This is a genomic window from Pseudomonas sp. AKS31 (assembly GCF_023634765.1).
GTDB lineage: Bacteria > Pseudomonadota > Gammaproteobacteria > Pseudomonadales > Pseudomonadaceae > Aquipseudomonas.
Genome location: NZ_JAMLFX010000004.1, coordinates 251921 through 275194, shown reverse-complemented (window position 1 = coordinate 275194; position 23274 = coordinate 251921). Strand labels below are relative to the sequence as shown.

Here is a 23274-nt window from a genome sequence, read left to right as displayed (position 1 = left end):
CTAGATTCATGACCATCACCGAACAAGGCTTTGACATGACTTCCGAACGCGACACCTGCGACGACCTGCTGCTGGATAATCAGGCCTGCTTCGCCCTGCACTCCACCTCGCTGATGATGACCAAGGTCTACAAGCCGCTGCTGCAAGCCTTGAACCTGACCTATCCACAGTATCTGGCGATGATGGTGTTGTGGGAGAAGGATGGTTTGACCGTCGGAGAAATCAGCACTCGACTACTGACCGATCCGGGATCGCTGACGCCACTGCTCAAACGCCTGGAAGGCGAAGGCTTGCTTAGCCGCACCCGCAGCCGCGAGGATGAGCGTGTGGTGATTGTCGAGTTGACCGAACAAGGCCGAGCGTTGAAAGAAAAAGCCCAGACCGTTCCCCAATGCATCCTTGGCGCCAGCGGTTTTTCTCTGGAACGTCTGCAGAAGCTGCAAGCGGAGTTGCAGGCGCTGCGTAGCCATCTGCAGGACAGCCTGATCTGACCTCCACATAGTTCCCTGTGGGAGCGAGTCTGCTCGCGAATGCGATCTGTCAGCCAACCTGCTGGTTGAGTGAGACATCCCATTCGCGAGCAGGCTCGCTCCCACATTGATGTCATCACCAGCAAAATATTTTCAACGCCTGATCTACCGCGCAATCCGCTCTAGCTCAGGCCTTACAGTCCCCTTCTCATAGCCGCTCCTTCGCAAAAAAGCTGTTTCTTCAAAAATTTATCTTGCGCACTAAATATTTGCGCGATACATTCACTTCGCACTTACTTAGCGCGCAAACAATTAGCGCAAACAGACACACTCAAAGAGGCTCACACCATGCAAACTCTCTACACCGCAATCGCAACTTCCACTGGCGGCCGTGACGGTCGTGCGATCTCCAGCGACAACGTTCTCGACGTCAAACTCGCTACCCCGAAAGAACTCGGCGGTGCCGGTGGCGCGGCGACCAACCCTGAGCAGTTGTTCGCTGCCGGCTACTCGGCCTGCTTCATCGGCGCGCTGAAATTTGTCGCCAGCCAGACCAAACGCAAAATCCCTGACGACGCCTCGATCACCGCCCACGTCGGTATCGGCCAGATCCCTGGCGGCTTCGGTCTGGACATCGACCTGCACATCAGCCTGCCGGGTCTGGAACAAGCCGATGCGCAAGCGCTGGTCGATGCGGCTCACCAGGTCTGCCCGTACTCCAACGCCACCCGTGGCAACGTCGATGTGCGTCTGCACGTCACCGTCTAACCACTGACGCCCCAGGCCCGAACAGGAAATGAACATGAACACTTTCAGCAAAGTCTTGACCGGTACCCTTCTCGCCCTGTCCATCCACAGCGCTTTCGCCGGTGATGTCGAACACAACACGCAGGCTTTTCTCGATGTGCTGAATGCCGGCAGCGGCAAGCCGATTGAGCAGCTGTCGCCGAAAGATGCCCGCGCCGTGCTGGTCGGCGCGCAGTCCGGGGTCAAGCTGACGCTGCCCAAAGCCGACGTCAGCGAGAAGACCATTCAGGTCGATGGCCAACCGTTGAGCCTGACCATCGTCCGGCCGGCCGGGGTCAAGAGCGAGCTGCCGGTGTTCATGTTCTTCCACGGCGGCGGCTGGGTCTTGGGCGATTTCCCGACTCACGAACGACTGGTGCGTGATCTGGTGGTCGGTTCAGGGGCGGCGGCGGTGTTCGTCAACTACACGCCTTCCCCGGAAGCGCATTACCCGGTGGCGATCAACCAGGCCTACGCTGCGACCAAATGGGTGGCAGAGCACGGTAAAGAGATCAATGTCGACGGCAAACGCTTGGCCGTCGCCGGCAACAGCGTCGGCGGTAACATGGCCGCGGTTGTCGCGCTGATGGCCAAAGACAAAGGCACCCCGGCGATCAAATTCCAGCTGCTGCTGTGGCCGGTGACCGATGCCAACTTTGATACCGGTTCCTACAACCAGTACGCCGAAGGGCATTTCCTCACGCGCAACATGATGCAGTGGTTCTGGGACAACTACACCACCGACGCCAAACAGCGCAACGAGATCTACGCCTCGCCACTGCGGGCAACCACTGCGCAACTGAAGGGCCTGCCGCCCGCGCTGGTGCAGACCGCCGGCGCCGATGTGTTGCGCGATGAAGGTGAAGCTTACGCACGCAAACTCGACGAGGCCGGAGTGCCGGTAACGTCAGTTCGCTACAACGGCATGATTCACGACTACGGTTTGCTCAACGTGGTCAGTCAGGTGCCGGCGGTGCGTTCGGCGATGCTGCAGGCGTCTGAAGAACTGAAGCAACACTTGAAGTAACCACAATCCCATTGTGGGAGCGAGCCTGCTCGCGAAAGCGGTGTGTCATCCGGTGAAGTGCTGGCTGACAGAACGCATTCGCGAGCAGGCTCGCTCCCACAGGGGATAGGTGTGAAACTCAAATCGCAGGCACAAAAAAGCCCGACTCAATGGTCGGGCTTTTTCTTTGCGCAAAAACCGATGCTTATTTAGCACGGCCTTTGTACGAACCGCCTTCGCGGGTATCGATCTCGATCATGTCGCCGATTTCGATGAAGTCAGCAACCGACAGTTCGGTACCGTTCTTCAGTTTGGCAGGCTTCATCACCTTGCCGGAAGTGTCACCGCGAGCGGAACCTTCGGTGTAGTCAACCTGACGCACGATAGTGGTCGGCAGCTCTACGGAAACCAGACGCTCTTCGAAGAACACGGCTTCGCAAACGTCGGTCATGCCTTCTTCAACGAAAGGCAGAACGCTTTCGATGTCTTCGGCGTTCAGCTCGTACATGGTGTAGTCAGTGGTGTCCATGAACGTGTAGGTGTCACCGCTGATGAACGACAGGGTGGCTTCTTTACGATCCAGGATCACGTCGTCCAGTTTGTCGTCCGCACCGTAAACGGTTTCGGTCTTGTAACCGGTCAGCAGGTTCTTCAGCTTGGTCTTCATGATCGCGCTGTTACGGCCCGACTTGGTGAATTCAGCTTTCTGAACCAGCCAAGGATCGTTGTCGATACGGATCACGGTACCGGGTTTGAGTTCTTTACCAGTTTTCATTGCGAATATCCGAATTTGGATGGGATTTACAAAAATCTAGGCCGCGTATCATATCCAATTTAGGTAAAACTGTACCAGCGCTGCGGCAAGATCGGCCTGCAAGCCTTGTTCCAGACACCACGCTTCGGCATTTTCCTGCAGTTCCGGCCAATGATTGCGGGCTGCAAGCCAGTGTTCGCCGATCGGCTGGCCGGCGCTCCAGGCTCGCCAAAGACCGTTGATCGCCTCGGCAGCAGCCGGTGACAGGCCTTTTGTGTAGAGCGCGAGGAAGGCGTCGAGCTTGTCCAGATGGATGTCTTCGTCCTGCTGATAGATGTGCCAGAGCATCGGCCGCCCCGCCCACTGCGCCCTTACGAACGAGTCTTCACCGCGCACCGCGTTGAAATCGCAGCACCAGAGCAAATGGTCGTATTGATCCTGACGGACGAACGGCAACACCTGCACAGTCAATGACTGCCGCACATTGATCTCGCCCACCGTCAGGGCTTCTACTCCGAGCCAGCGCGCCACATCACCGAGAATCCGCCCTTCCGGCACCAACAGGTGGGTTGGCGCCTCGTCGGCAGCCAGTACATCCAGCCAACTGGCGAGCCCGGCGTTCTCGTAGGCGAACAACGAAATCAGCTGCGCATCCGCTGCGCGATCAACCCCGAGACCTTGCAGGAATTGCCGTTGCGCCTCGGCATCCTGTTGAAACTGCCGACGCTGCTCAAGCAAGCCGCGCTCACGCAACAGCCCGCCGGTGCCTGACTGGAATCCGGGAAAGAAAAAGAACTTCTGCACCGATTTGTATTTGACCGACGGCAAGCCGTGACAGCCAGTGACCCAGTCTTCGGCGCTGAGATAGTCGAGGTTCATCCACAGCGGCGGCTGTTCCCGCGCGGCCATTGCGTCCATGTAATCACTGGGCAACTGACAGGCAAACGCGGCGATCACCACATCCGCCGCCTCTGTGTGCAACCACTCGGCCGGCCAATGCCGCACTTCGACGCTTTGTTGCCATTGCTGTGCGGCGCTGCTATCGATCTCGGGGCAAATGCGTTCGAAGGCGCGCAGATCATCGACCCACAAGCGCACCGTCAAACCGTGCTCGGCGGCCAATTGCCGGGCCAGACGCCAGGTCACGCCGATGTCGCCAAAATTGTCGACCACGGTGCAGAAAATATCCCAGCGGGGTTTCAACTCCGACATTCAAGACTCCCGTTGGCAAAAGAAGCGATTGTCCGCATAAATCACCTCGCGCAGAAGAGCCGACGGCGATTAATCTTCGTGCGACAATCGCCACTTGCCCGCAATCATCCGCCAGGAGGCAGCCATGCCCTATCGCCCCAATCCGCGTCGCCCGTTGCCTGTTCAGCTTAGCGCGCTGCATTTGACCGGCAGCATTGCCTTGGGTCTGTGGCTGGGCTTTGTCGCCATTGCGCTGACCTGCTGGCTGCTGTCGCACTTTCTGTTCAAGGAGCAATTGGCACCGGTTGCGCAAGCGGTGCAGCAACTGGCCAATCCACCGGCCGTGCAGGTGCAACCGGACATTCCGCCGCCGAGCCCGCAGTTCCAGCAGTACGAAGAAAACCTGCGCAAGAACGAACAACAGGCGCGTCTGGATCAGGCACGCGGCAGCACGCGTAACCTGTCCAATCCGAAGTGCCAGTTCTGGCTACAGCAGGATCAGACAGCTCCCAGCGAGAAAAGCCGCGCCAACGTTTTGCAATTCTGCGATTGATCATGAACAAGCACATCGTCCACCAACTGATTCTCGACAAACTGCGCATCGACCTCGACATCGCCGAACGCGCCGCGCAAACCGCCTACGAAACCGCGACACACGAAGAGAACATCGCCGAAAACAAGTACGACACGCTGGGTCTGGAAGCGTCGTATCTGGCGGCCGGGCAAGCGAAACGGGTCGAGGAAATCCGTCAGTCACTGGCGCTGTGCCAGAACCTGACGCTGCGTGCCTACGATGAAAATCGTGGCATCGAGGTCGGCGCCCTGCTCGGTCTGGAAGACGAAAAGGGTCGCGAGCAATGGCTGTTTCTGGCGCCGGATGCGGCAGGGCTGAAAGTCGATGTGGTCGGTCAACCGATTACCGTCATCACTCCGCGCTCGCCGCTGGGCAAAAGTCTGCTGGGCAAGTGTGAAGGTGATGAGGTGGAGATTCTGGTGGCGGGCACCCGGCAACAGTTTGCTGTCACCGAGGTGCTTTGAGGCAACTGATCAGTGAACGGGTAGCTCGACGCCGTCGAACAGCTCTTCCAGTTCCTGCTTGTTGTGGCACTGAATGGCTTTGGCCATGACTTCACGAGTCAGGTGCGGGGCGAACTTCTCGATGAAGTCGCACATGAAACCGCGCAGGAAAGTGCCGCGACGGAAACCGATCTTGGTCACGCTCGATTCGAACAGTTCGCTGGCGTCCAGCACCACCAGGTCGTTGTCGAGCTTGGTGTCGACCGCCATTTTAGCGACGATGCCCACGCCCAACCCCAGACGCACGTAAGTCTTGATCACGTCGGCGTCGGCGGCGGTGAATACCACTTTCGGCGTCAGACCGCGATGGCTGAAGGCTTCGTCGAGTTTCGAACGGCCGGTGAAACCGAACACGTAAGTCACGATCGGGTATTCGGCCAACGCTTCCAGGGTCAGCTTCGGCAGTTTGGTCAGCGGGTGCCCCTGCGGCACGACCACGCAACGGTTCCAGCGGTAGCACGGCATCATCACCAGATCGCCGAACAGCTCCAGCGCTTCAGTGGCGATGGCAAAATCCACCGTGCCGTCAGCGGCCATTTCGGCGATCTGCATCGGCGAACCCTGGTGCATGTGCAGCGCAACGTCCGGGTATTGCTTGATGAAATTGCTGATCACCGGCGGCAACGCATAACGTGCCTGAGTGTGGGTGGTGGCGATCGACAGGGTGCCTTTTTTCTCGTTGGAGAATTCCTGGGCGATCTGCTTGATGCTTTCGACCTTGCGCAGAATCTCACCGGCAGTGGTGATGATGCGCTCGCCGGCTGGGGTCACGCGGGTCAGATGCTTGCCGCTGCGGGCAAACACTTCTACACCGAGTTCGTCTTCCAGCAGGCGGATTTGTTTACTGATGCCCGGTTGCGAGGTGTAAAGGCTTTGGGCTGTAGCGGAAACGTTGAGGTCGTGGTGCGCCACTTCCCAGATGTAGCGCAATTGTTGAAGCTTCATATGTATCCCTCAAAGCAGGTAGACGCCACGGGCATCAGCGACGGTATATAACTATATTAATGGTTTGAATAATAAATCTAGAACTTTTTTATCAAAGCGCCATTATTCCTGCTTCAGCGATCCCCCCGCCGCCGACGCTCCACTAACGGCACCAGATAAACCGGCACCTTGGCCAATTGCAGGACCCGCGCCGCCGTGCGTCCCAACGGCGTTTCCGCGCCCACCCCGTGACTGTGACTGCCTACGATCAGCAGATCGACAGAGAGTTTCTGCACCTGGTCGAGAATCACCTGCGACGGATCGCCCTGCAGCACGCGCACCGCGCGAATGCGCTGCAGATCCTGCTCGCCTTCGTCTCCCAGTTCTTCGCGAAAACTTTCCAGTACCCGCTGCTCGATATTGGCGATGACAGTTTTCAGACCCTGGCTGTGAAATTCGTTCAATGCCTGCTCGTCGAGATAGCTCTGCAACACCGATTCGGCAAACAGCCCCATCGGCTCCACCGCGTGCACCACGTACAGATCGGCATCGAACGTTCGCGCCAACGCCAGGGCATGCTGCATCACTAACGGTGCGTACAGACCGAGGTCAGTGGCATACAGCATCGAACGAATCATATGACCTCCTCGCGTGCCAACATGGCGGAGATTTGATTCAGCTTAGCAGTGCCTTGGCGAGTACGACGGTGCGACGCAACGTCTTGAACCAAAGGGCTTTAGACCGACGGTTCGTTGCTGATGCCATGCGGCACGTGGCCAGTGGCAACGACTTCGCGGGCGAGTTCGCAGTGGCCGGCCTGATCGTCGAAAAACACGTCGGCGGCAAACGCTTCGAGGAACGCCGATTTGGTCAGGCCGCCGAGGAACAGTGATTCGTCAAGGCGAATGTCCCACTCGCGCAAGGTACGGATCACCCGCTCATGGGCCGGTGCCGAGCGCGCAGTGACCAGCGCCGTACGGATCGGGCAATCGTCATCGGGAAACTCACGCTGCAACAGATTGAGCGCCGCCAGAAAGCCCTTGAACGGCCCACCGCGTAACGGCTCGCGGGCCGATTCACGCTCTTTGGCCTGGAACGCTTCCAGCCCGCCGGATTGATAGACGCGCTCCGACTCGTCGGAAAAAATCACCGCGTCACCGTCGAAGGCGATGCGCAATTCGTCGCTGGCCGCACGGCTGGCGCCACCGGACAGAATCGTCGCCGCAGCGAAACCGGCGTCGAGCGCCGCGCGTACATCTTCGGCATGGGTCGAAAGAAACAGGTCGCAACCAAAGGCTTTCAGATACGGATACGGACTGCGCCCGCCAACAAACGCCGCGCGGGAAATCGCCAGACCGTAATGGTGAATCGAGTTGAATACGCGCAGCCCGGTATCGGCGCTGTTGCGCGAGACCAGAATCACCTCGACCCGCGCACGGCCGAGACGACTGTTCAGGCTCAGGAGTTTTTCCACCAGCGGGAAGGCATCGCCGGGGGCCAGAATCTCGTCTTCGTGTTCGATCTGATATTGCCGATAGGCTTCAACGCCGCTCGACAGGTAGACCTTGTGGCTCTCGCTCAGGTCGAACAAGGCGCGCGACGAAATCGCCAGCACCAGTTTGTCATCGATGTTCTTGGCCATGCGTTCCCCCGCCCTTCACAAAAAAAACCGACCTAAACGTTGCGTCGGTCGATAAAACGCAGATTGCGATACAGCGCTTCAATGCGTGGCAGCTCACAGCCCGCCGCTTTCGCTGCCGCCAATGGCCGAGCGTAGATTGCTTCCAGCTCCAGCGGTCGTTTATGTAAAAAGTCGTGGTACATGCTCGGCCAGTAGTCGGGCATTTTCTCGGTCATCATGAACAGATAGTCGGCGTATCCCGGCGGTATCTCCTGGCCGCAGGCCTTGGCGCCCTGCACCACTTCGGCCATCAACGCCTGGATCAACACGCGGCTATCGGCATCCGCCATCAGCGGCGTGGTGCTGGCGCCGAGCAGTACCGAGAGTCCGTTGTAGGGGATGTTCCAGACCAGTTTCTGCCAGCGCGCCTGGTGCAGTTTCGGCATCGCCTGGGAATCGATTCCGGCGGCGTGGAACAGCCCGGCACCCTCCTCGACAATCGCCATGCGTACGCCATCATCCATGGTCGGGCCGCTGTGATAGCCAATATTGACCGCGCCCAAGGCTTGGTGGGTTACTTGTCCAGGCCCATCGCGATGCACGCAGATCAGGCACAAGCCGCCCAACAGATGCAGGGAATCGGGGAGCACGTCACGCAAGCTGTCCTCGACGTCGAGACCGTTTTGCAGCACCAGCACTTTCGCATCGGGTTTGGCCGCTTGAATGATCGACGGTGCCAGACCGACGTTGCTGGTGGTTTTCGCTCCCACCAACAGCCAGTCGCACTTGGGCATGTCTTCGGCAGCAGAATAGGCCTGTGCCGGATTCAGCGTCAGCGGGCCATGCACCGCGCTGTTGATCTGCAAACCGCGCTCGGCAACAGCCGAAAACTCGCTGCGCAACAGAAAGTGCACATCGAAGCCGGCACGCGCCAGCATCACACCGTAGAAACCACCAATTGCGCCGGTGCCAATAATCCCCACTACCGGTTTAATCACTGCCCCCATCATGGCAACTCCTCTGCAATTCGACCCAGTGCCTGCGCCAGCGCGGCATTCAGCGCATCGGCCGTCAGGCGCGTGTGCAATGCCCCAAAGAACTCGCCGTCGCGCACCACAAACAGCGCCGGCAAATGAAAGACCTGATAGCGCTGCACCAACCCGCCGTTGTCGCCGGCATCGATCCAGCACAACTGATCGATTGCCAGATCGAGTCCAGGCAAGACCTCGCGGGCATAACGGCAACTGGCGCAGCCGACGCTAGTGAAAATCACCAGCGAAACGCCGCTCATCGCCAACAGCCGTTGATCGGCGTCGAAATCGGTCAGTTCGGATTCGACCACTATACTGGGGGAAACAATGTCAAATGGCCGACACAGGGAGTCTGTGCTCATGGGACGTTTCATTCCTCATCCGGACGAGGTGCCGGTTGAATTAACCTTGCTCAAGCCTGAGTGTATTTCCAGGCAACAGCTGCACACTATCAGCCTCGGCGGCATCGCTTGCAATTACCACCGTGCCTGGCGCCATGGCACGGCGCTGCAAGTGCGCATGCCGACACTCAACGCCGACATCTGTTATCCGGGCTATGTGGCGTGGTGCCTGCGGCGCAAAAAAGGCTATCTGGTGGGGATCGCCTTCACCGATGAGCAGACCCTGTTCAGTGCGCGAATGGGTGAGCAAGTGTGTCAGATCGAGCGTTACTGTCGCATGAACGAAACCCACGATGATCTGCAGGATATTCAGGCGCTGGCCCTGCAATGGGTCGAGCAGCACGCCGACGAGTTCTCCCACGACAGCGTGCGCAAGGCTTTCGCCCAGCCAGTGCTGGACTGACGCTCTTCTTCAAACCGTTACTTGCCCATTGTCGAGCAGGCGCTTTACGCGCTAAGGTTCCGCTCCCCGACGCGCTTAAATCTGCTGTGCTCCGCCGCGCGGGGATCGCTGGCGGCCGGCACCCGTGACCTGACGAGTAAACGATGGCTGATTTACCGATCAACGACCTAAACGTCGCCTCTAACGAGACCCTGATCACTCCCGATCAGCTCAAGCGTGATATCCCTCTGAGCGATGCTGCCCTGCGCACCGTCACCAAGGGCCGCGAAGTCATTCGCAACATTCTTGATGGCACCGACCACCGTCTGTTCGTAGTGATCGGCCCGTGCTCGATCCACGATATCAAGGCTGCCCACGAATACGCTGATCGCCTGAAGGTGCTGGCGGAGGAAGTCTCCGACACCCTGTATCTGGTCATGCGTGTGTATTTCGAGAAGCCACGGACCACCGTCGGCTGGAAAGGCCTGATCAACGACCCGTACCTGGACGACTCGTTCAAGATCCAGGACGGTCTGCACATTGGTCGTCAGTTGCTGCTGGATCTGGCCGAAAAAGGCCTGCCGACCGCGACTGAAGCCCTCGACCCGATCTCCCCGCAGTATCTGCAGGACCTGATCAGCTGGTCGGCCATCGGCGCACGCACCACCGAATCGCAGACGCACCGGGAAATGGCTTCTGGCCTGTCCTCGGCGGTTGGCTTCAAGAACGGCACCGACGGCGGTCTGACTGTGGCGATCAACGCCTTGCAGTCGGTGTCCAGTCCGCACCGTTTCCTCGGCATCAACCAGGAAGGTGGCGTGTCGATCGTCACCACCAAGGGCAATGCCTACGGTCACGTGGTGCTGCGCGGTGGTAATGGCAAGCCGAACTACGATTCGGTCAGCGTTGCCCTGTGCGAACAGGCGCTGAACAAAGCGAAGATCAAGCCGAACATCATGGTCGATTGCAGCCACGCCAACTCCAACAAGGATCCGGCCCTGCAACCGCTGGTGATGGAGAACGTCGCCAACCAGATCCTCGAAGGCAACCAGTCGATCATCGGCCTGATGGTCGAAAGTCACCTGAACTGGGGTTGCCAGGCGATTCCGAAAGACCTCGCCGACCTGCAATACGGCGTGTCGATCACTGATGCCTGCATCGACTGGTCTGCCACCGAGAATACCTTGCGCAGCATGCACGCCAAGCTCAAGGATGTTCTGCCGAAACGCCAGCGCAGCTGATTCGCGTTTTACAGGCATAAAAAAACGCCGGGCAATGCCCGGCGTTTTTGTGTGTGTGCGATTCAGATCTTGGCGGCGCGACGCTGATGGCGTTCCATGTAGCGCTCGACGTAGGAGCACGACGGGATCACCGTGTAGCCCATTTCTTCAGCGTACTGCAGCGCGCTTTCGGTCAGCGCTGCGGCAATGCCACGGCCACGCAGGGCGTTGGGCACGAAGGTGCGATAGATATCCAGGGTCTGTTTCCCCAGATCCATATAGGTCAGGTAGGCACGATGACCGTCCACATTGGTCTCGAACTGATGACCAGCCTGGTCATGGTGGATGGACAACGCCTCGCTCATCACTACTCCTCGCGGGTCTTGAATTCTGACCCCTACCTTACCGATGTTTTTCCGGCGAAGGAACATCTACGCCACCCCGTGCCTGCTGGACACCGAGAAGAGCCACACCGATCTCGCGCAACCTGACACCTGATAAATAGTAGGCACCATTGGCAAAAATGCTCAAGGTGCGCTCGTCATCAAGCGAGTTGACGGGGGTTGCTCCGATGGACGCAGGGTGGGCCCGGGAGAAGATCTTCCCGGGCGGCTCACCTGAACATTGCCGGATGTTGAGACTTAAGACGTGCAGCCTTTTATAAAGTCACCTCAACATGCAGAAAGATACGCGAAGCAGTGCGCAGAATCGGAACAAAAGTATGGACGTATTCATCTAGACAGACTTTAGCCAAGACTGCAAAAACAGCACGGGGCAACGGGAACTTTTTCTCATTAACTCGCTCAGCTCGGGGCTTGCAGCTGAACATTTTTTAAACAGCGCAGTTAAAAGTTGCTCGAAAAAGAATCAACGCCTACAATTTTTTTTGCTTCTTGCCTTACGTCAGTTTACTTACTACAAGTAATGGGTAGTATGTACGCCGGCTATTTCCTCAATCGTGAGGAGACAGCCACTTAATTTGAAAGTCCTTGAAGGGGAACACGATGAACAACGTTCTGAAATTCTCTGCTCTGGCTCTGGCCGCAGTTCTGGCTACCGGTTGCAGCAGCGCATCGAAAGAAACCGAAGCACGTCTGACCGCTACTGAAGACGCAGCTGCTCGCTCCCAGGCTCGTGCAGACGAAGCTTACCGTAAAGCTGATGAAGCTCTGGCTGCTGCTCAAAAAGCACAACAGACTGCTGACGAAGCTAACGAGCGTGCTCTGCGCATGCTGGACAAAGCTAGCCGCAAGTAATAATCCTTCGGGGTTGTTATCGAGCCGACCCGATTTTTCGGGTCGGCTTTTTTATGCCTGAAGCTTTTCCCCGGGCAATAAAAAACCCGCCGACGCTGTACGCATCGACGGGCCTTTAACCTCGACTTACTGCTGCAAGTCGATCGGTGTACTCGAAACCATAGGGGCCGAGGTAGTCGGCGTGCCGATTTCCGTTGGCAGGCCATCTTCGGCCGCGACCACGTCACGCACCACATCCCAGTTCACGCGCAGATTGCTGGTGACGTCTTCACGCTTGAGCATCGCGTTGATCACCGCAGTGTGCTTATCGACCACAGACGGGTTGCCCTTGTCGTCGATCGGCGTGTGCGCTTCCAGATAAACCTTGCCGCCACTGCTGCCGAACTTGTAGGCATCGTTGAGGATACGCACCGACGTGCCTACCGGCACCATGCTGGCCATTTCCAGCACGTTGTTGTTGAACATGCGGAAGCAGCCATGGCTGGTGCGCATGCCGATACCGAACTTCTTGTTCGAACCGTGGATCAGGTAGCCCGGCGTGCCCAGAGTGAACTTGAACGGGCCCAATGGGTTGTCAGGGCCGGCCGGCACGACGTTTGGCAGCGGATCACCATCCGCGGCGTGTTCAGCCTTGATCGACGCAGGAGGCGTCCATGTCGGGTTTGGCGTCTTGGCAATGATCGAAGTATGCGCGATCGGCGAACCCCAACCCTCACGACCGATACCCAGCGGGAACGTGTACACCACGTTGCGGCCTTTCGGGAAATAGTAGAGGCGGTATTCGGCCAGGTTGATGACGATACCTTCGCGCGGGCCCGGCGGCAGAATGAAACGGGTCGGCAAGACGATTTCGGTGCCGGCACCCGGCAACCAGGCATCGACGCCAGGGTTGGCCGCGACCATCTCCGAGTAGCCCAGATCGTACTTCGTGCCCAGGTCGGCGAAGGTGTCTTCGTACTTGGCTTTGATCACCTGCACCTGGCCGATGATGTCTTCACCGGGTGGTGGCAGGGGAAACTCCAATGCAGCAACGGGACCGGCCACACACAGGGCGGCAAGTGACAGGCAGCGGGTGACGGCAGGAAAGCGCGGCAACATCCGGAAAATCCTTCGCATGATCAACAAGGGTATAAGGGCGCGATTGTACACCGCACTTTGAATATTCGGGGAGACGCGCCGATAGGCAGACAAAAGTCTTCATACAGGAGCTGACGCAAGCTGCGATGTTCTGCCCCTAGAGCTCGAAACGCAGCTCCGGCCAGATCGGCGAGGTGCCGCGCTTCTGCGATTCAAGAATCGCCCGGCACAGCGAACACAGGCGCTGATCCTGAAACACCCGGCGATCAACGCTCGACCAACGCGGTTGCGCCGGGAGCAGACTGCCGCACAGGGTGCGATCGGCCGAGCCACCGAGTTCGAGCTGACGCGTCACCAGATGCACCCGCACTTCCTGGCAGGCGAACAGATCCAGCTGTTCGTCAGGCTCGATCAGTTGGTAGGCAAACAGGGACCAGGCAGGACGCGGCATCGGGGGCTCCAAATAAGGGGGCGCCACATTAGCCGAAAGCCTGCCACTAGAAAAGCCTCATAACAGCGGTTTTAGCGTCGGCCAGACATTTTCCAGCAACTTGCCCTGAGCCCCGGCCGCCGGGTGCAGACCATCAGCCTGCATCAGGTCCGGATGACCACCGACGCCGTCGAGGAAAAACGGCACCAGCGGGATCTTTTTATCGTCGGCAAGTTTACCGTAGACCTCGGCGAAGGCGTCGGTGTAGCGCTTGCCGTAATTGGGCGGCAGTTGCATGCCGAGCAACAACACCTTGGCCCCGCTCTGACGCGAACTGTCGATCATCGAGGCAAGATTTTGTTGCAATTGAGTTGGCGGCATTCCGCGTAAGCCGTCGTTGCCGCCCAGTTCGAGGATCACCAGCTCAGGTTTATGCTCTGCAAGCAGCGCCGGCAGCCGTGCCTGGCCTCCGGCACTGGTGTCGCCACTGATCGAGGCATTGACCACTTTGTCGTCGAAACCCTCTTCTTTGAGCCGTTGTTCGAGCAACGACACCCACCCCAAGCGGGTATCCAGGCCGAAACCGGCGCTGATACTATCGCCAACGATCAGGACAGTACCCGCCGCTGCGTTCTGGGCCATGCACATCAAGGCCAGGCCAGCACTCAAAAACCACACACGCATCGGATTCTCCATGGGCGCAAGCATTCTCACCGCGAAGAACCTCAGCAAAGTGGTTCCCAGCGCGGAAGGTGAACTGACTATCCTGCACGAACTCAGCCTGGAACTGAACAAGGGCGACAGCCTGGCCATCGTCGGCGCGTCCGGTTCCGGCAAATCCACCCTCCTCGGCCTGCTCGCCGGTCTCGATTTGCCGAGCAGTGGCGAAGTCATTCTCGCCGGCCAGGGCCTGAGTAATCTTGATGAAGACCAGCGTGCACGCATTCGTGCCGAGCATGTCGGTTTCGTCTTCCAGTCGTTCCAGTTGCTCGACAGCCTCAATGCGCTGGAAAACGTCATGCTGCCGCTGGAACTCGACGGCCGCAAAGATGCCCGTGAACGTGCGACCGAATTGCTTCAGCGCGTCGGTCTCGGCCAGCGCCTGACCCACTCGCCACGCCAGCTCTCCGGTGGCGAGCAGCAACGTGTGGCCATTGCCCGCGCCTTCGCTGCCGAGCCTGACGTGCTGTTTGCCGACGAACCGACCGGCAACCTCGACAGCCACACCGGCGAGCGCATCAGCGATTTGCTCTTCGAACTGAACAAGGAACGCGGCACCACCCTGGTGCTGGTGACCCACGACGAACGCCTGGCCCATCGCTGCCGGCGCCTCATCCGTCTTGAAGCCGGGCTGTTGGTCGCCCCCCTGGAGCCTTGATGGCACGTTTGCCGCTGTTGCGTCTGTTCAGTCTCGCGCTACGCCAACTGATGCGCGATGCCCGCGCCGGGGAACTGCGCGTGTTGTTCTTTGCGCTGGTCGTAGCGGTGGCGGCAAGCACCGCCATCGGTTACTTCGGCGCCCGCCTGAACGGCGCCATGATGCTGCGCGCGACCGAATTTCTCGGCGCCGATCTGGTGCTTGAGGGCAGCTCGCCGGCTCGCGAGGAACAGATCCGCAGTGGCACCGAGTTGCTTCTGAAGCATGCGCAAGTGGTGGAGTTTTCCAGCGTCATCGCCACCGACAACGGCATCCAGCTGTCGAGCATCAAAGCCGTCGACCGTGCCTATCCGTTGCGCGGCGAACTGAAGAGCGCGCCAGCCCCGTTCGCCACCGAAGAATCCGGCGGCGAACCGCTACCCGGTGAAGCCTGGGTCGAGGCACGCTTGCTGACGGCGCTGGATCTGAAGATCGGCGACAGCATCGATGTCGGCATGAAGACATTGAAAATGACCCGCGTGCTGACGTATGAACCGGATCGCGCCGGCAACTTCTACAGCCTCACACCGAGGGTCATGATCAACCTCGACGACCTCGCCGCCACCGGCGTCGTGCAACCCGGCAGCCGCGTGAGTTATCGCGAACTGTGGCGCGGTGAACCGCAGGCGCTGGAAACCTATCGACAACTGATCAAACCCGGGCTCGCCGCCAACCAGCGGATTCAGGACGCCCGCGATGGCAACCGACAGATTGGCGGTGCATTGGGTAAGGCCGAACGCTACCTGAACATGGCCAGTCTGGTCGCCGTACTGTTGGCCGGTGTCGCGGTGGCGTTGTCGGCCAATCGTTTCGCCAGTCGCCGCTTCGACGCCAGTGCCTTGCTGCGTTGCCTCGGTCTGTCGCGTCGGGAAACCATGGTGCTGTTCAGCTTGCAGCTGACCGTGCTGGGGCTGCTCGCCGCGCTCAGCGGGGCTTTGCTCGGCTGGCTGGCGCAGTTGGGGTTGTTCGCGCTGCTGCATGAATTGTTACCGAGCGATGTTCCACCGGGTGGCCTGTTTCCTGCCATCGCCGGGATCGGCACCGGACTGGTCGCATTGGCCGGTTTCGCCTTGCCGCCTCTGGCCGCATTGGGTCGCGTGCCGCCGCTGCGCGTGCTACGCCGGGACATGCTGCCGATACCGTCGAGCACCTGGATGGTTTATGGCGCAGCCCTGGGTGCGCTCGGCCTGATCATGTGGCGCCTGAGCCTCGATCTGCTGCTGACATTCGCCCTGCTCGGCGGTGGCGTGGTCGCCGCGTTGCTTTTGGGCGGCTTGTTGCTGTTGCTGCTGCAAAGCCTGCGGCGGATGCTCGCCCGTGCCTCGCTGCCATGGCGCTTGGGCCTGGGGCAACTGCTGCGCCACCCCTTGGCAGCGGCCGGTCAGTCGCTGGCGTTCGGCCTGATTCTGTTGTCGATGGCCTTGATCGCCCTGCTGCGCGGCGAACTGCTCGACACCTGGCAAAACCAGTTGCCGAAAAACGCGCCGAACTACTTCGCCCTGAATATTCTGCCGGCAGATAAACAGGCGTTCACCGATCACCTGATCAAGGTCTCCGCGCAAGCCGCACCTCTTTATCCGGTCGTACCCGGCCGATTGATCAGCATCAACGGCGAAGCCGTGCAGCAAATCGTCAGCAAGGATTCGGCGGGCGACCGTGCCGTGCAGCGCGACTTGAGCCTGACCTGGGCAGCGGATTTGCCGGCGGGCAACAAGCTCACTGCCGGTGAGTGGTGGAAAGATCAGCCAACCGACGATGTTCCCGGCGTATCGGTGGAAGGCAAAGTCGCTGAAAGCCTCAAGCTCAAACTCGGCGATCACATGGTGTTCAGTGTCGGCGGGGTCAACCGTGAAGCGAAAGTCACCAGCCTGCGCGAGATCAACTGGGATAACTTCCAGCCAAACTTCTTCATGATCTTCCAGCCCGGCACATTGAAGGATCTGCCGGCGACTTACCTGACCAGCTTCTATCTGGCGCCCGGTCATGACCAGCAGATTGTCGAACTGTCACGCACCTTCCCGGCGGTGACCATTCTTCAGGTCGAGGCGTTGCTGGAACAACTGCGCAGCATCCTCGCCCAAGTCACCTTGGCGGTCGAATATGTGTTGTTGTTTGTTTTGGCAGCGGGCATGGCCGTGCTGTTTTCCGGTTTGCAGGCGACGCTGGATGAACGGATTCGCCAAGGTGCGCTGCTGCGTGCATTGGGTGCGGAGCGGCAGTTGCTGATCAAGGCGCGGCGCATCGAGTTCGGCTTGCTCGGCGCGGTCAGCGGCTTGCTCGCCGCGATCGGTTCGGAAGTGGTGAGTCTGGTGTTGTATCGCTACGCGTTCGATCTGCCGTGGCATCCGCATCCGTGGCTGCTGGTGCTGCCATTGATTGGCGCGGCGCTGATTGGCGGTGCAGGCGTGTTCGGTACGCGCCGGGCACTCAACGCAAGCCCACTGACAGTGTTGCGCGAGGGTTGATAGACTCAAGCGGTCTTAATCACAAGAAGTTGCCATGAGCCGTTATCGCCCTCCCCGCACCGCCGGCACCGCGCTGATCACTCCCGAAGGTGAAGCGCGGATGCGCGCCGAATTCCATGAGCTGTGGCATGTGCGCCGCCCGCAGGTGACGCAATCAGTCAGTGAGGCGGCGGCGCAGGGCGATCGCTCGGAAAACGCCGAGTACACCTATGGCAAGAAAATGCTGCGCGAGATCGACAGTCGCGTGCGCTTTCTGACCAAACGTCTCGAAGCTCTGAAAGTCGTCAGCGAAAAACCCAGCGACCCGAACAAGGTCTACTTCGGTGCCTGGGTGACCATCGAGGACGAAGACGGCAAGCAATCGCGCTACCGCATCGTCGGCCCGGATGAACTGGATCTGAAACTGGGTCTGATCAGCATCGACTCGCCCCTGGCCCGCGCTTTGATCGGCAAGGCGCTGGACGCAGAAGTCAGGGTGCAGACACCCACCGGTGAGCAGTTCGTTTACATCGTCGCCATCGACTATCCGTAAAGCCTGTCAGCGGCGGGTGATCAGACCCTGACGTGCAACGCGGGTCAGTTGCTTGATCATTTCCGGCGCATCTTCGGCAGTCGGTGCCTGAATCACCGCCAGATCGAAACTGTCACTGGCAAAACGTGCCAGCGACTCGCCGTCTTCGACAAACTGGATCAGAAACGCGGCAGGGCCGCCGCTGCGACGTGGCCAACCATCGAGATAACGCAACAGCGTCGGCTGATGTTTGCCGCCAAGGAGGATTTTCGGGTTGCGTTGAGTGATATGCGCAGTGATCGGCGCTGGACGTGCTGGAGGGTGTAGTGCATTCATCGTGTCGTGTCTCTGCCTCAAAAGTCTGCATGGCAGGTGAGAGGCAACACCGAACCAGCGCTTTAGCGGTATTTCGAAGCCTCGTTTCGGCTTCTGACGGCAACTGTTGAAGTCACCTGGCGCCCCGCAAGTAGCTGTTTAAATCGGCGCATGGGCAACATCCTAGAGAACGTGACCGATCAGTGTCAAGAATCAGCTGCAACAAAAAAGGCCCGCACAATGCGGGCCTATTGCCTGAGCCAGAGCCTTCAACCGGCGATGGCGCGATCCACCGAGAGCTTGCCGGCGCCTTCGATCAGGACGGCAAGGCTGCCACCGAGCAGCGCCAGAGCGAACTCGTAACCGTTGTTGGCCATAAACAGACCGTTACTGATGTGTACGGTGAAGATCGCTACCAGCGACAGGAAGGTCAGACCCAATGCCGCCGGGCGCACCAGCAGGCCGATGATCAACGCCAGGCCAGCGAAGAATTCAGTTCCGCCCGCCAGCGTCGCCATCAGGTAGCCTGGGTGCAGACCGATGCTGTCCATGTATTGCGCGGTGCCAGCCAGACCATAACCACCGAACAGACCGAAAAGTTTTTGCGAACCGTGGGCCGCGAAGATCACGCCGACGGCGATGCGCAGGAGGGTCAGACCGTAGCCAGCGCGGGTGAACAGTACTTTGTTGATCAGAGAGCTCATGGGGCATTCCTTGTTTTTGCGAGAAGTTGTGTGTGTTGGTTGGCCGCTATATTAATCAGTAAATTTCATGTTAAAAGCGCAAATATTCCGCCATAACAATCAGTTTATTAGATCATTTCCGTGAGACGACTTTTTGCACCCCGGGCTCCAACGACTCCCGCTCCCGGTCGAACGCCAAGTAATACTTGTTCACGCTATTAACATAGCTGACCGGCCCCATTCCTACCTGCTCCATGGCGATGCGCTCGACCTGGAAGAACCACTGATTGGGATTCAGCCCCCGCCGTCGGGCTTCAGCGCGCATGCCCTGCACGCGTTCGGGGCCGATGTTGTAGGCCGCCAACGTGAACGCCATGCGTTCACGTTCATTGAGCTTGGGGCTGTTGAAGAACTTGCGGCGGATCATGGCCAGGTACTTGGCCCCGGCCTGCACATTCGAATCGAGATTCTGAATGTTATTCACGCCGACACGCTGAGCAGCGGACGGGGTGATCTGCATCAGCCCGGTCGGACCACTGCCGCTGCGGGCATTGGGTTGCAGGCGTGATTCCTTGAACGCCAGTGCGGCCAGATTCAACCAGTCCATGTTCTGCGCCTGGGCGTGCTTTTGCAGGGTCGGGCGCAGCTTTTCCAGGCGCTGGCGATCAGCCTTGGCCAATGGATAGTGGACTTGATAGAGACGCCGATAGATGCGCAGAAACGCGGCGTCTTCATTGGATGGCTTCTTGTAACCGCCGAGAAAGCGGTCGATGCTTGCGCGCAACATCGAGGCGTCGCGGCGTACGAACCAGTACTCCTCGCCCGGCTCGCTGATCATCAGTTGCCGGTCAAAACGCAGCTTCGGCAAGATCTTGCCCCAGCGCTCGGCAATGGGTTGCTCGACGATGGTCAGGTGGAAAATCCCGCCCTGCACCATCTCCAGCACATCTTCGACCGCCAGGGTCGGATCGACCCATTCGATCTTGATCGGCGCCAGTTTGTGCAACGCCAGTTTCTGATTGAGCTGACTGACCGCCTCCCCCGCCGCACTGCCAGTGGGCAACGCCAGGGTTTTGCCGGACAGCTGCTCGACCTTGGTGTAGCGCCGCTCGCCCTTGATCCCGACCAGCACCAGCGGCACATTGCTGGCGATCGGTTCGCTACTGGCCACGGCGTAGCCCGATTGCAGATCGAGCAGTTCGCCCGGCGCGACCAGATCACCCTCGCCACGCTGCAAAGCGCCGAGCAATTGATCCTTGGCTTTGGGAATGATCTTGAGGGTGATTTCCTGGCCGTCGCGGGCGTAGCCATTGAGGTATTGCTCGAAGGCGCGCAGACGATGGTATTCGACGCCAATGGCCTGGCCCTGCACTTCGCCGGAGCTGTTGCGGCTCTGGTTGACCAGCACGCGCAACACGCGGCTGCTGCGAATCTCGGATAAATCCCGCACTTTGGCGGCTGGCACGGCTTGCAGCGGCCCGGGCAGGCGCGCGACCGCCGTCATCGGCAATAGCAGCGAGCCACACAACAGGAGCAAAACCGAGGGACGAACCATCCACTCTCCGAAAAGAATACGGGGCGATTTCATCGTTAAAAGATCGAAATCACCGACGAAAACAGAGCGCCATGAGCGCTGGCAACGTGCGAGAGACTGGCACAGTAATGGCACTTCAACCAAACCGGTCTGCGTCGCGGCATCAACAGACAGCTATAAGTCGTTGTAGTTCTTGGCTTTTCTTATGAATCTACAGCTCTGGTATGCTTTCCGGCCTTCGGCCCGAGGTAGCAACCATGCAACTCATCGATATCGGCGTCAACCTGACCAACCCCAGTTTCGCCGACAAACACCAGGCCGTGCTTGATCGCGCCTATGCCGCCGGGGTCTGCCAACTGGTGCTGACCGGCACCAGCGTCGAGGGCAGCGAGCAAGCCCTGGAGCTGTGCCAGCAACTCGATGAAAGCGGCCAGCGACTGTTCGCCACCGCCGGTATTCACCCGCATTCGGCCAGTGACTGGAACGCCGACAGCGCGCGCCGCCTGCGCAGTTTGCTGAAGGAATCCAATGTGGTCGCGGTGGGTGAATGCGGGCTGGATTTCAACCGGGATTTCTCGCCGCGGCCACAGCAGGAAAAAGTCCTCGAAGAGCATCTGGCGCTGGCCGTTGAACTGCAACTGCCGGTGTTTCTGCACGAGCGTGACGCGAGCCAGCGCCTGCTGGAAATCCTCAAGGACTTCCGCGATCAACTGCCCGCCGCTGTGGTGCACTGCTTCACCGGCGAGCAAAAAGCCCTGTTCAGCTACCTCGATCTGGATCTGCACATTGGTATCACCGGCTGGATCTGCGACGAGCGCCGGGGCACGCATTTGCATCCACTGGTGAAAGAGATCAAGCGTGGGCGCTTGATGCTGGAAAGCGATGCGCCGTACCTGCTGCCGCGCACGCTCCGACCAAAACCGAAAAACGGCCGCAATGAGCCGGCATATCTGACTGAAGTGCTGCGTGAAGTGGCGTTGCATCGCGGCGAAACCGAGGAAGATCTGGCGGCGCACACCACCGCGTGTGCCCGAACGTTCTACAACCTCCCGGCATTGGCGTAAGCCGCAAAAGATCGCAGCCTTCGGCAGCTCCTACAGGGTGTACGCCCATCCGAATGTAGGAGCTGCCGAAGGCTGCGATCTTTTGATCTCTTGACCCACATCAAATAGAGTCTTCTGCATAGCGGCACAATGCTGGCACCTTGCCAAAACTGTTTCCGCTATCAGAGAAGACCTCCATGGGTGCCTGGCTTAGCAATATCTCGCTGAAATACAAATTCTGGGCGGTCAATGCGGTCGCCTTCGTCACCACCCTGCTGCTGGTGCTGTACGCCGTGCAGCTCGAACAACAGGCGCGCAGTCACGCGTCGCAGGTTTCCGCACAGGCCCAGGCGCAATTGCTCAAGGCCTGGCCGGCCGGGCAGCCGCTGCCGAAGGCGGATCACGTGCTGACCTTCAAACGCGGTGAAGCTCCGCGCCTGAACGATCAACCCTTGCTGGAAATCACGGAAAGCAACGGCTGGAACGACATCAATCACATGCCGCTGTTCGGCGATAACCCGCTGATGGGCGCCGAAGTGTTCGGTCGCGCCGATGGCCAGCAGGTTGCGGTGATTGCCTACGGCCCGAGTCTGAGTCAGGTGTTCAGCGAGCGTTTCGCCAATTATGCGGTGGCGGTGTTTATCCTGATGTTCGCCATGCTGTGCGCCTCGCAACTGTTGATCCGCTTCTTGCTCAGCCAGCTCAATACGCTGAAAGACGTGATGCTCCACGTCGAGAAAAGCGGCGATCTCTCGGCCCGAGTGCCGCTGGCCGGCAAAGACGAAGTCGGGCAGATGGCCAATGCGTTCAACGCGATGCAAGCCGGTTATCAACGTGTCGTCACCACAGTGGCTAACACGGCGCGGCAACTGGATGTCGGCGCAGCGCGGCTGGCATCGAGCATGAACGAAGTGCGCCACGGCATGCTCGGCCAGCAGAGCGAAACCGATCAGGCCGCCACCGCGATCAACGAAATGACCGCCACCGTTTACCACATCGCCCAGCACGCCGGCGCCACCCGCGACCTGTCGCAGACCGCCGATGGCCTCGCCGGCAGCGGTCAGCAAGTGGTCGCGCGGGTGCAGCATTCGATTGCCGGGTTATCCAGCGGTGTGCAGCAGACCGCCGAGATGATTCAACGGCTGGCCGAGGACAGCCAGAAGATCAACGGCGTGGTCAGCGTGATTCACAGCATTGCCGAGCAGACCAACCTGTTGGCACTGAACGCTGCCATCGAAGCCGCCCGCGCCGGTGAGATGGGCCGAGGTTTTGCGGTGGTGGCCGATGAGGTGCGTAACCTGGCCAAACGCGTGCAGACCTCGACCGACGAGATCACCACGATGGTCTCGGCCTTGCAGGCTGGGACCCGCGATGCGGTGGATTTCATGCAGGAGAGTTCGTACAAGGCTGACGACTGCGTGCAGCAAGCACAGGAGGCTGGCGAGGCGCTGGCGGAAATCACCGGTGCCGTGGCGCAGATGCGTGAAAGCAATACGCAGATTGCCGTGGCGGCGGAGCAGCAAAGCCAGGTTGCCGAGGAAATGAACCGGGCGGTGGTGAGTATTCGCGATGTGACCGAGAACACTGTGCAGCAGACGGTGGATTCGGCCACAACCAGTAATGAGTTGGCGACGCTGGCTGGGGAGCTCAACAAAGCAATTGGGCAGTTGAAACTCTGAA

The 23274-nt window shown here is 59.4% G+C and carries 27 protein-coding genes; 13 read left to right on the top strand and 14 right to left on the bottom strand.

All coding sequences use genetic code 11. The features are described 5' to 3' along the window. The first annotated feature begins 35 nt into the window (after positions 1 to 35). From M9827_RS15570 to M9827_RS15560, 3 genes are all read left to right on the top strand, one after another. Positions 36 to 491 carry a MarR family winged helix-turn-helix transcriptional regulator gene (locus M9827_RS15570; RefSeq protein WP_250606086.1) on the top strand — a complete coding sequence of 152 codons (456 nt, stop codon included), beginning with the start codon at positions 36 to 38 and terminating at the stop codon, positions 489 to 491. Positions 492 to 818: 327 nt separating this feature from the next. After that, positions 819 to 1238, top strand: a complete 420-nt coding sequence (locus M9827_RS15565; RefSeq protein WP_077573935.1) for an organic hydroperoxide resistance protein — start codon at positions 819 to 821, stop codon at positions 1236 to 1238. 34 nt (positions 1239 to 1272) lie between these two features. Beyond that, positions 1273 to 2283 (top strand): alpha/beta hydrolase, encoded by a 1011-nt coding sequence (locus M9827_RS15560; protein ID WP_250606085.1) that lies wholly within the window; start codon positions 1273 to 1275, stop codon positions 2281 to 2283. Positions 2284 to 2467: 184 nt separating this feature from the next. On the opposite strand, the gene M9827_RS15555 is transcribed toward M9827_RS15560, so the two are convergent. Continuing rightward, on the bottom strand, positions 2468 to 3037 hold the full coding sequence (locus M9827_RS15555; protein WP_003226785.1) for an elongation factor P: 570 nt from the start codon (positions 3035 to 3037) through the stop codon (positions 2468 to 2470). Positions 3038 to 3085: 48 nt separating this feature from the next. Then, on the bottom strand, positions 3086 to 4228 hold the full coding sequence (gene earP / locus M9827_RS15550; protein WP_250606084.1) for an elongation factor P maturation arginine rhamnosyltransferase EarP: 1143 nt from the start codon (positions 4226 to 4228) through the stop codon (positions 3086 to 3088). Positions 4229 to 4352: 124 nt separating this feature from the next. On the opposite strand from earP, the gene M9827_RS15545 reads away from it, so the two are divergent. Both M9827_RS15545 and M9827_RS15540 read left to right on the top strand, forming a co-directional pair. Beyond that, positions 4353 to 4760, top strand: a complete 408-nt coding sequence (locus M9827_RS15545) for a hypothetical protein (protein WP_250606083.1) — start codon at positions 4353 to 4355, stop codon at positions 4758 to 4760. Positions 4761 to 4762: 2 nt separating this feature from the next. After that, entirely contained in the window at positions 4763 to 5245 is a 483-nt protein-coding gene (locus M9827_RS15540) for a GreA/GreB family elongation factor (protein WP_095120480.1), read from the top strand. 9 nt (positions 5246 to 5254) lie between these two features. Here M9827_RS15540 and cysB read toward each other — a convergent pair whose 3' ends face one another. The 5 genes from cysB to M9827_RS15515 form a co-directional block, all read right to left on the bottom strand. Further along, positions 5255 to 6229, bottom strand: a complete 975-nt coding sequence (gene cysB / locus M9827_RS15535; protein ID WP_003183769.1) for an HTH-type transcriptional regulator CysB — start codon at positions 6227 to 6229, stop codon at positions 5255 to 5257. A gap of 113 nt (positions 6230 to 6342) precedes the next feature. Continuing rightward, on the bottom strand, positions 6343 to 6846 hold the full coding sequence (locus M9827_RS15530; RefSeq protein ID WP_250606082.1) for a universal stress protein: 504 nt from the start codon (positions 6844 to 6846) through the stop codon (positions 6343 to 6345). Positions 6847 to 6944: 98 nt separating this feature from the next. Next, positions 6945 to 7850 (bottom strand): 5'-nucleotidase, encoded by a 906-nt coding sequence (locus M9827_RS15525; protein WP_122844743.1) that lies wholly within the window; start codon positions 7848 to 7850, stop codon positions 6945 to 6947. Positions 7851 to 7882: 32 nt separating this feature from the next. Further along, positions 7883 to 8839 carry a putative 2-dehydropantoate 2-reductase gene (locus M9827_RS15520; RefSeq protein ID WP_250606081.1) on the bottom strand — a complete coding sequence of 319 codons (957 nt, stop codon included), beginning with the start codon at positions 8837 to 8839 and terminating at the stop codon, positions 7883 to 7885. Further along, a complete protein-coding gene (locus M9827_RS15515) occupies positions 8836 to 9222 on the bottom strand; it encodes a thioredoxin family protein (RefSeq protein WP_250606080.1) in 387 nt (128 codons plus the stop codon). Before M9827_RS15515 ends, M9827_RS15520 begins: the two co-directional genes overlap by 4 nt. Between M9827_RS15515 and M9827_RS15510 the strand changes: the two genes are divergently transcribed. Both M9827_RS15510 and M9827_RS15505 read left to right on the top strand, forming a co-directional pair. Beyond that, positions 9221 to 9664 carry a PilZ domain-containing protein gene (locus M9827_RS15510; protein WP_250606079.1) on the top strand — a complete coding sequence of 148 codons (444 nt, stop codon included), beginning with the start codon at positions 9221 to 9223 and terminating at the stop codon, positions 9662 to 9664. The genes M9827_RS15515 and M9827_RS15510 overlap by 2 nt on opposite strands. Positions 9665 to 9807: 143 nt before the next feature. After that, positions 9808 to 10884 (top strand): 3-deoxy-7-phosphoheptulonate synthase, encoded by a 1077-nt coding sequence (locus M9827_RS15505; RefSeq protein WP_003226802.1) that lies wholly within the window; start codon positions 9808 to 9810, stop codon positions 10882 to 10884. Between the two features lie 62 nt (positions 10885 to 10946). Here the strand turns inward: M9827_RS15505 and M9827_RS15500 are convergent, their stop codons facing one another. Then, positions 10947 to 11228 carry a GNAT family N-acetyltransferase gene (locus M9827_RS15500; protein ID WP_003226804.1) on the bottom strand — a complete coding sequence of 94 codons (282 nt, stop codon included), beginning with the start codon at positions 11226 to 11228 and terminating at the stop codon, positions 10947 to 10949. A 639-nt stretch (positions 11229 to 11867) separates the two neighbouring features. On the opposite strand from M9827_RS15500, the gene oprI reads away from it, so the two are divergent. After that, positions 11868 to 12119 carry an outer membrane lipoprotei OprI gene (oprI, locus tag M9827_RS15495; RefSeq protein WP_003199355.1) on the top strand — a complete coding sequence of 84 codons (252 nt, stop codon included), beginning with the start codon at positions 11868 to 11870 and terminating at the stop codon, positions 12117 to 12119. A 126-nt stretch (positions 12120 to 12245) separates the two neighbouring features. On the opposite strand, the gene M9827_RS15490 is transcribed toward oprI, so the two are convergent. From M9827_RS15490 to M9827_RS15480, 3 genes are all read right to left on the bottom strand, one after another. After that, complete coding sequence (locus tag M9827_RS15490; protein WP_194934000.1) at positions 12246 to 13217, bottom strand: L,D-transpeptidase family protein; 972 nt, start codon at positions 13215 to 13217, stop codon at positions 12246 to 12248. 136 nt (positions 13218 to 13353) lie between these two features. Then, positions 13354 to 13647 (bottom strand): hypothetical protein, encoded by a 294-nt coding sequence (locus M9827_RS15485; RefSeq protein WP_003226812.1) that lies wholly within the window; start codon positions 13645 to 13647, stop codon positions 13354 to 13356. Between the two features lie 57 nt (positions 13648 to 13704). Further along, positions 13705 to 14310, bottom strand: a complete 606-nt coding sequence (locus tag M9827_RS15480; protein ID WP_250606078.1) for an arylesterase — start codon at positions 14308 to 14310, stop codon at positions 13705 to 13707. A 10-nt stretch (positions 14311 to 14320) separates the two neighbouring features. On the opposite strand from M9827_RS15480, the gene M9827_RS15475 reads away from it, so the two are divergent. From M9827_RS15475 to greB, 3 genes are read left to right on the top strand one after another with little or no spacing between them, the layout of a single operon-like run. Next, a complete protein-coding gene (locus M9827_RS15475; RefSeq protein WP_007908572.1) occupies positions 14321 to 15004 on the top strand; it encodes an ABC transporter ATP-binding protein in 684 nt (227 codons plus the stop codon). Beyond that, on the top strand, positions 15004 to 17508 hold the full coding sequence (locus M9827_RS15470) for an ABC transporter permease (RefSeq protein ID WP_250606077.1): 2505 nt from the start codon (positions 15004 to 15006) through the stop codon (positions 17506 to 17508). The genes M9827_RS15475 and M9827_RS15470 overlap by 1 nt, the downstream gene beginning before the upstream one ends. 34 nt (positions 17509 to 17542) lie before the next feature. After that, positions 17543 to 18040: a transcription elongation factor GreB gene (greB, locus tag M9827_RS15465; protein ID WP_003226818.1), complete on the top strand. Its 498-nt coding sequence runs from the start codon at positions 17543 to 17545 to the stop codon at positions 18038 to 18040. A gap of 6 nt (positions 18041 to 18046) precedes the next feature. Here the strand turns inward: greB and M9827_RS15460 are convergent, their stop codons facing one another. The 3 genes from M9827_RS15460 to M9827_RS15450 all read right to left on the bottom strand — a co-directional run bounded on the left by M9827_RS15460 (position 18047) and on the right by M9827_RS15450 (position 20572). Continuing rightward, a complete protein-coding gene (locus M9827_RS15460) occupies positions 18047 to 18355 on the bottom strand; it encodes a class I SAM-dependent methyltransferase (RefSeq protein ID WP_250606076.1) in 309 nt (102 codons plus the stop codon). A gap of 248 nt (positions 18356 to 18603) precedes the next feature. Further along, positions 18604 to 19038: a DoxX family protein gene (locus M9827_RS15455; protein WP_158959291.1), complete on the bottom strand. Its 435-nt coding sequence runs from the start codon at positions 19036 to 19038 to the stop codon at positions 18604 to 18606. 112 nt (positions 19039 to 19150) lie between these two features. Continuing rightward, positions 19151 to 20572, bottom strand: a complete 1422-nt coding sequence (locus M9827_RS15450) for an MltF family protein (protein WP_250606075.1) — start codon at positions 20570 to 20572, stop codon at positions 19151 to 19153. Positions 20573 to 20808: 236 nt separating this feature from the next. Between M9827_RS15450 and M9827_RS15445 the strand changes: the two genes are divergently transcribed. Further along, positions 20809 to 21615 (top strand): TatD family hydrolase, encoded by an 807-nt coding sequence (locus tag M9827_RS15445; protein ID WP_250606074.1) that lies wholly within the window; start codon positions 20809 to 20811, stop codon positions 21613 to 21615. 176 nt (positions 21616 to 21791) lie between these two features. Beyond that, the gene (locus M9827_RS15440; protein ID WP_250606072.1) at positions 21792 to 23273 is read left to right on the top strand and encodes a methyl-accepting chemotaxis protein; all 1482 of its coding nucleotides are present in this window, start codon (positions 21792 to 21794) and stop codon (positions 23271 to 23273) included. Position 23274: the final 1 nt, after the last annotated feature.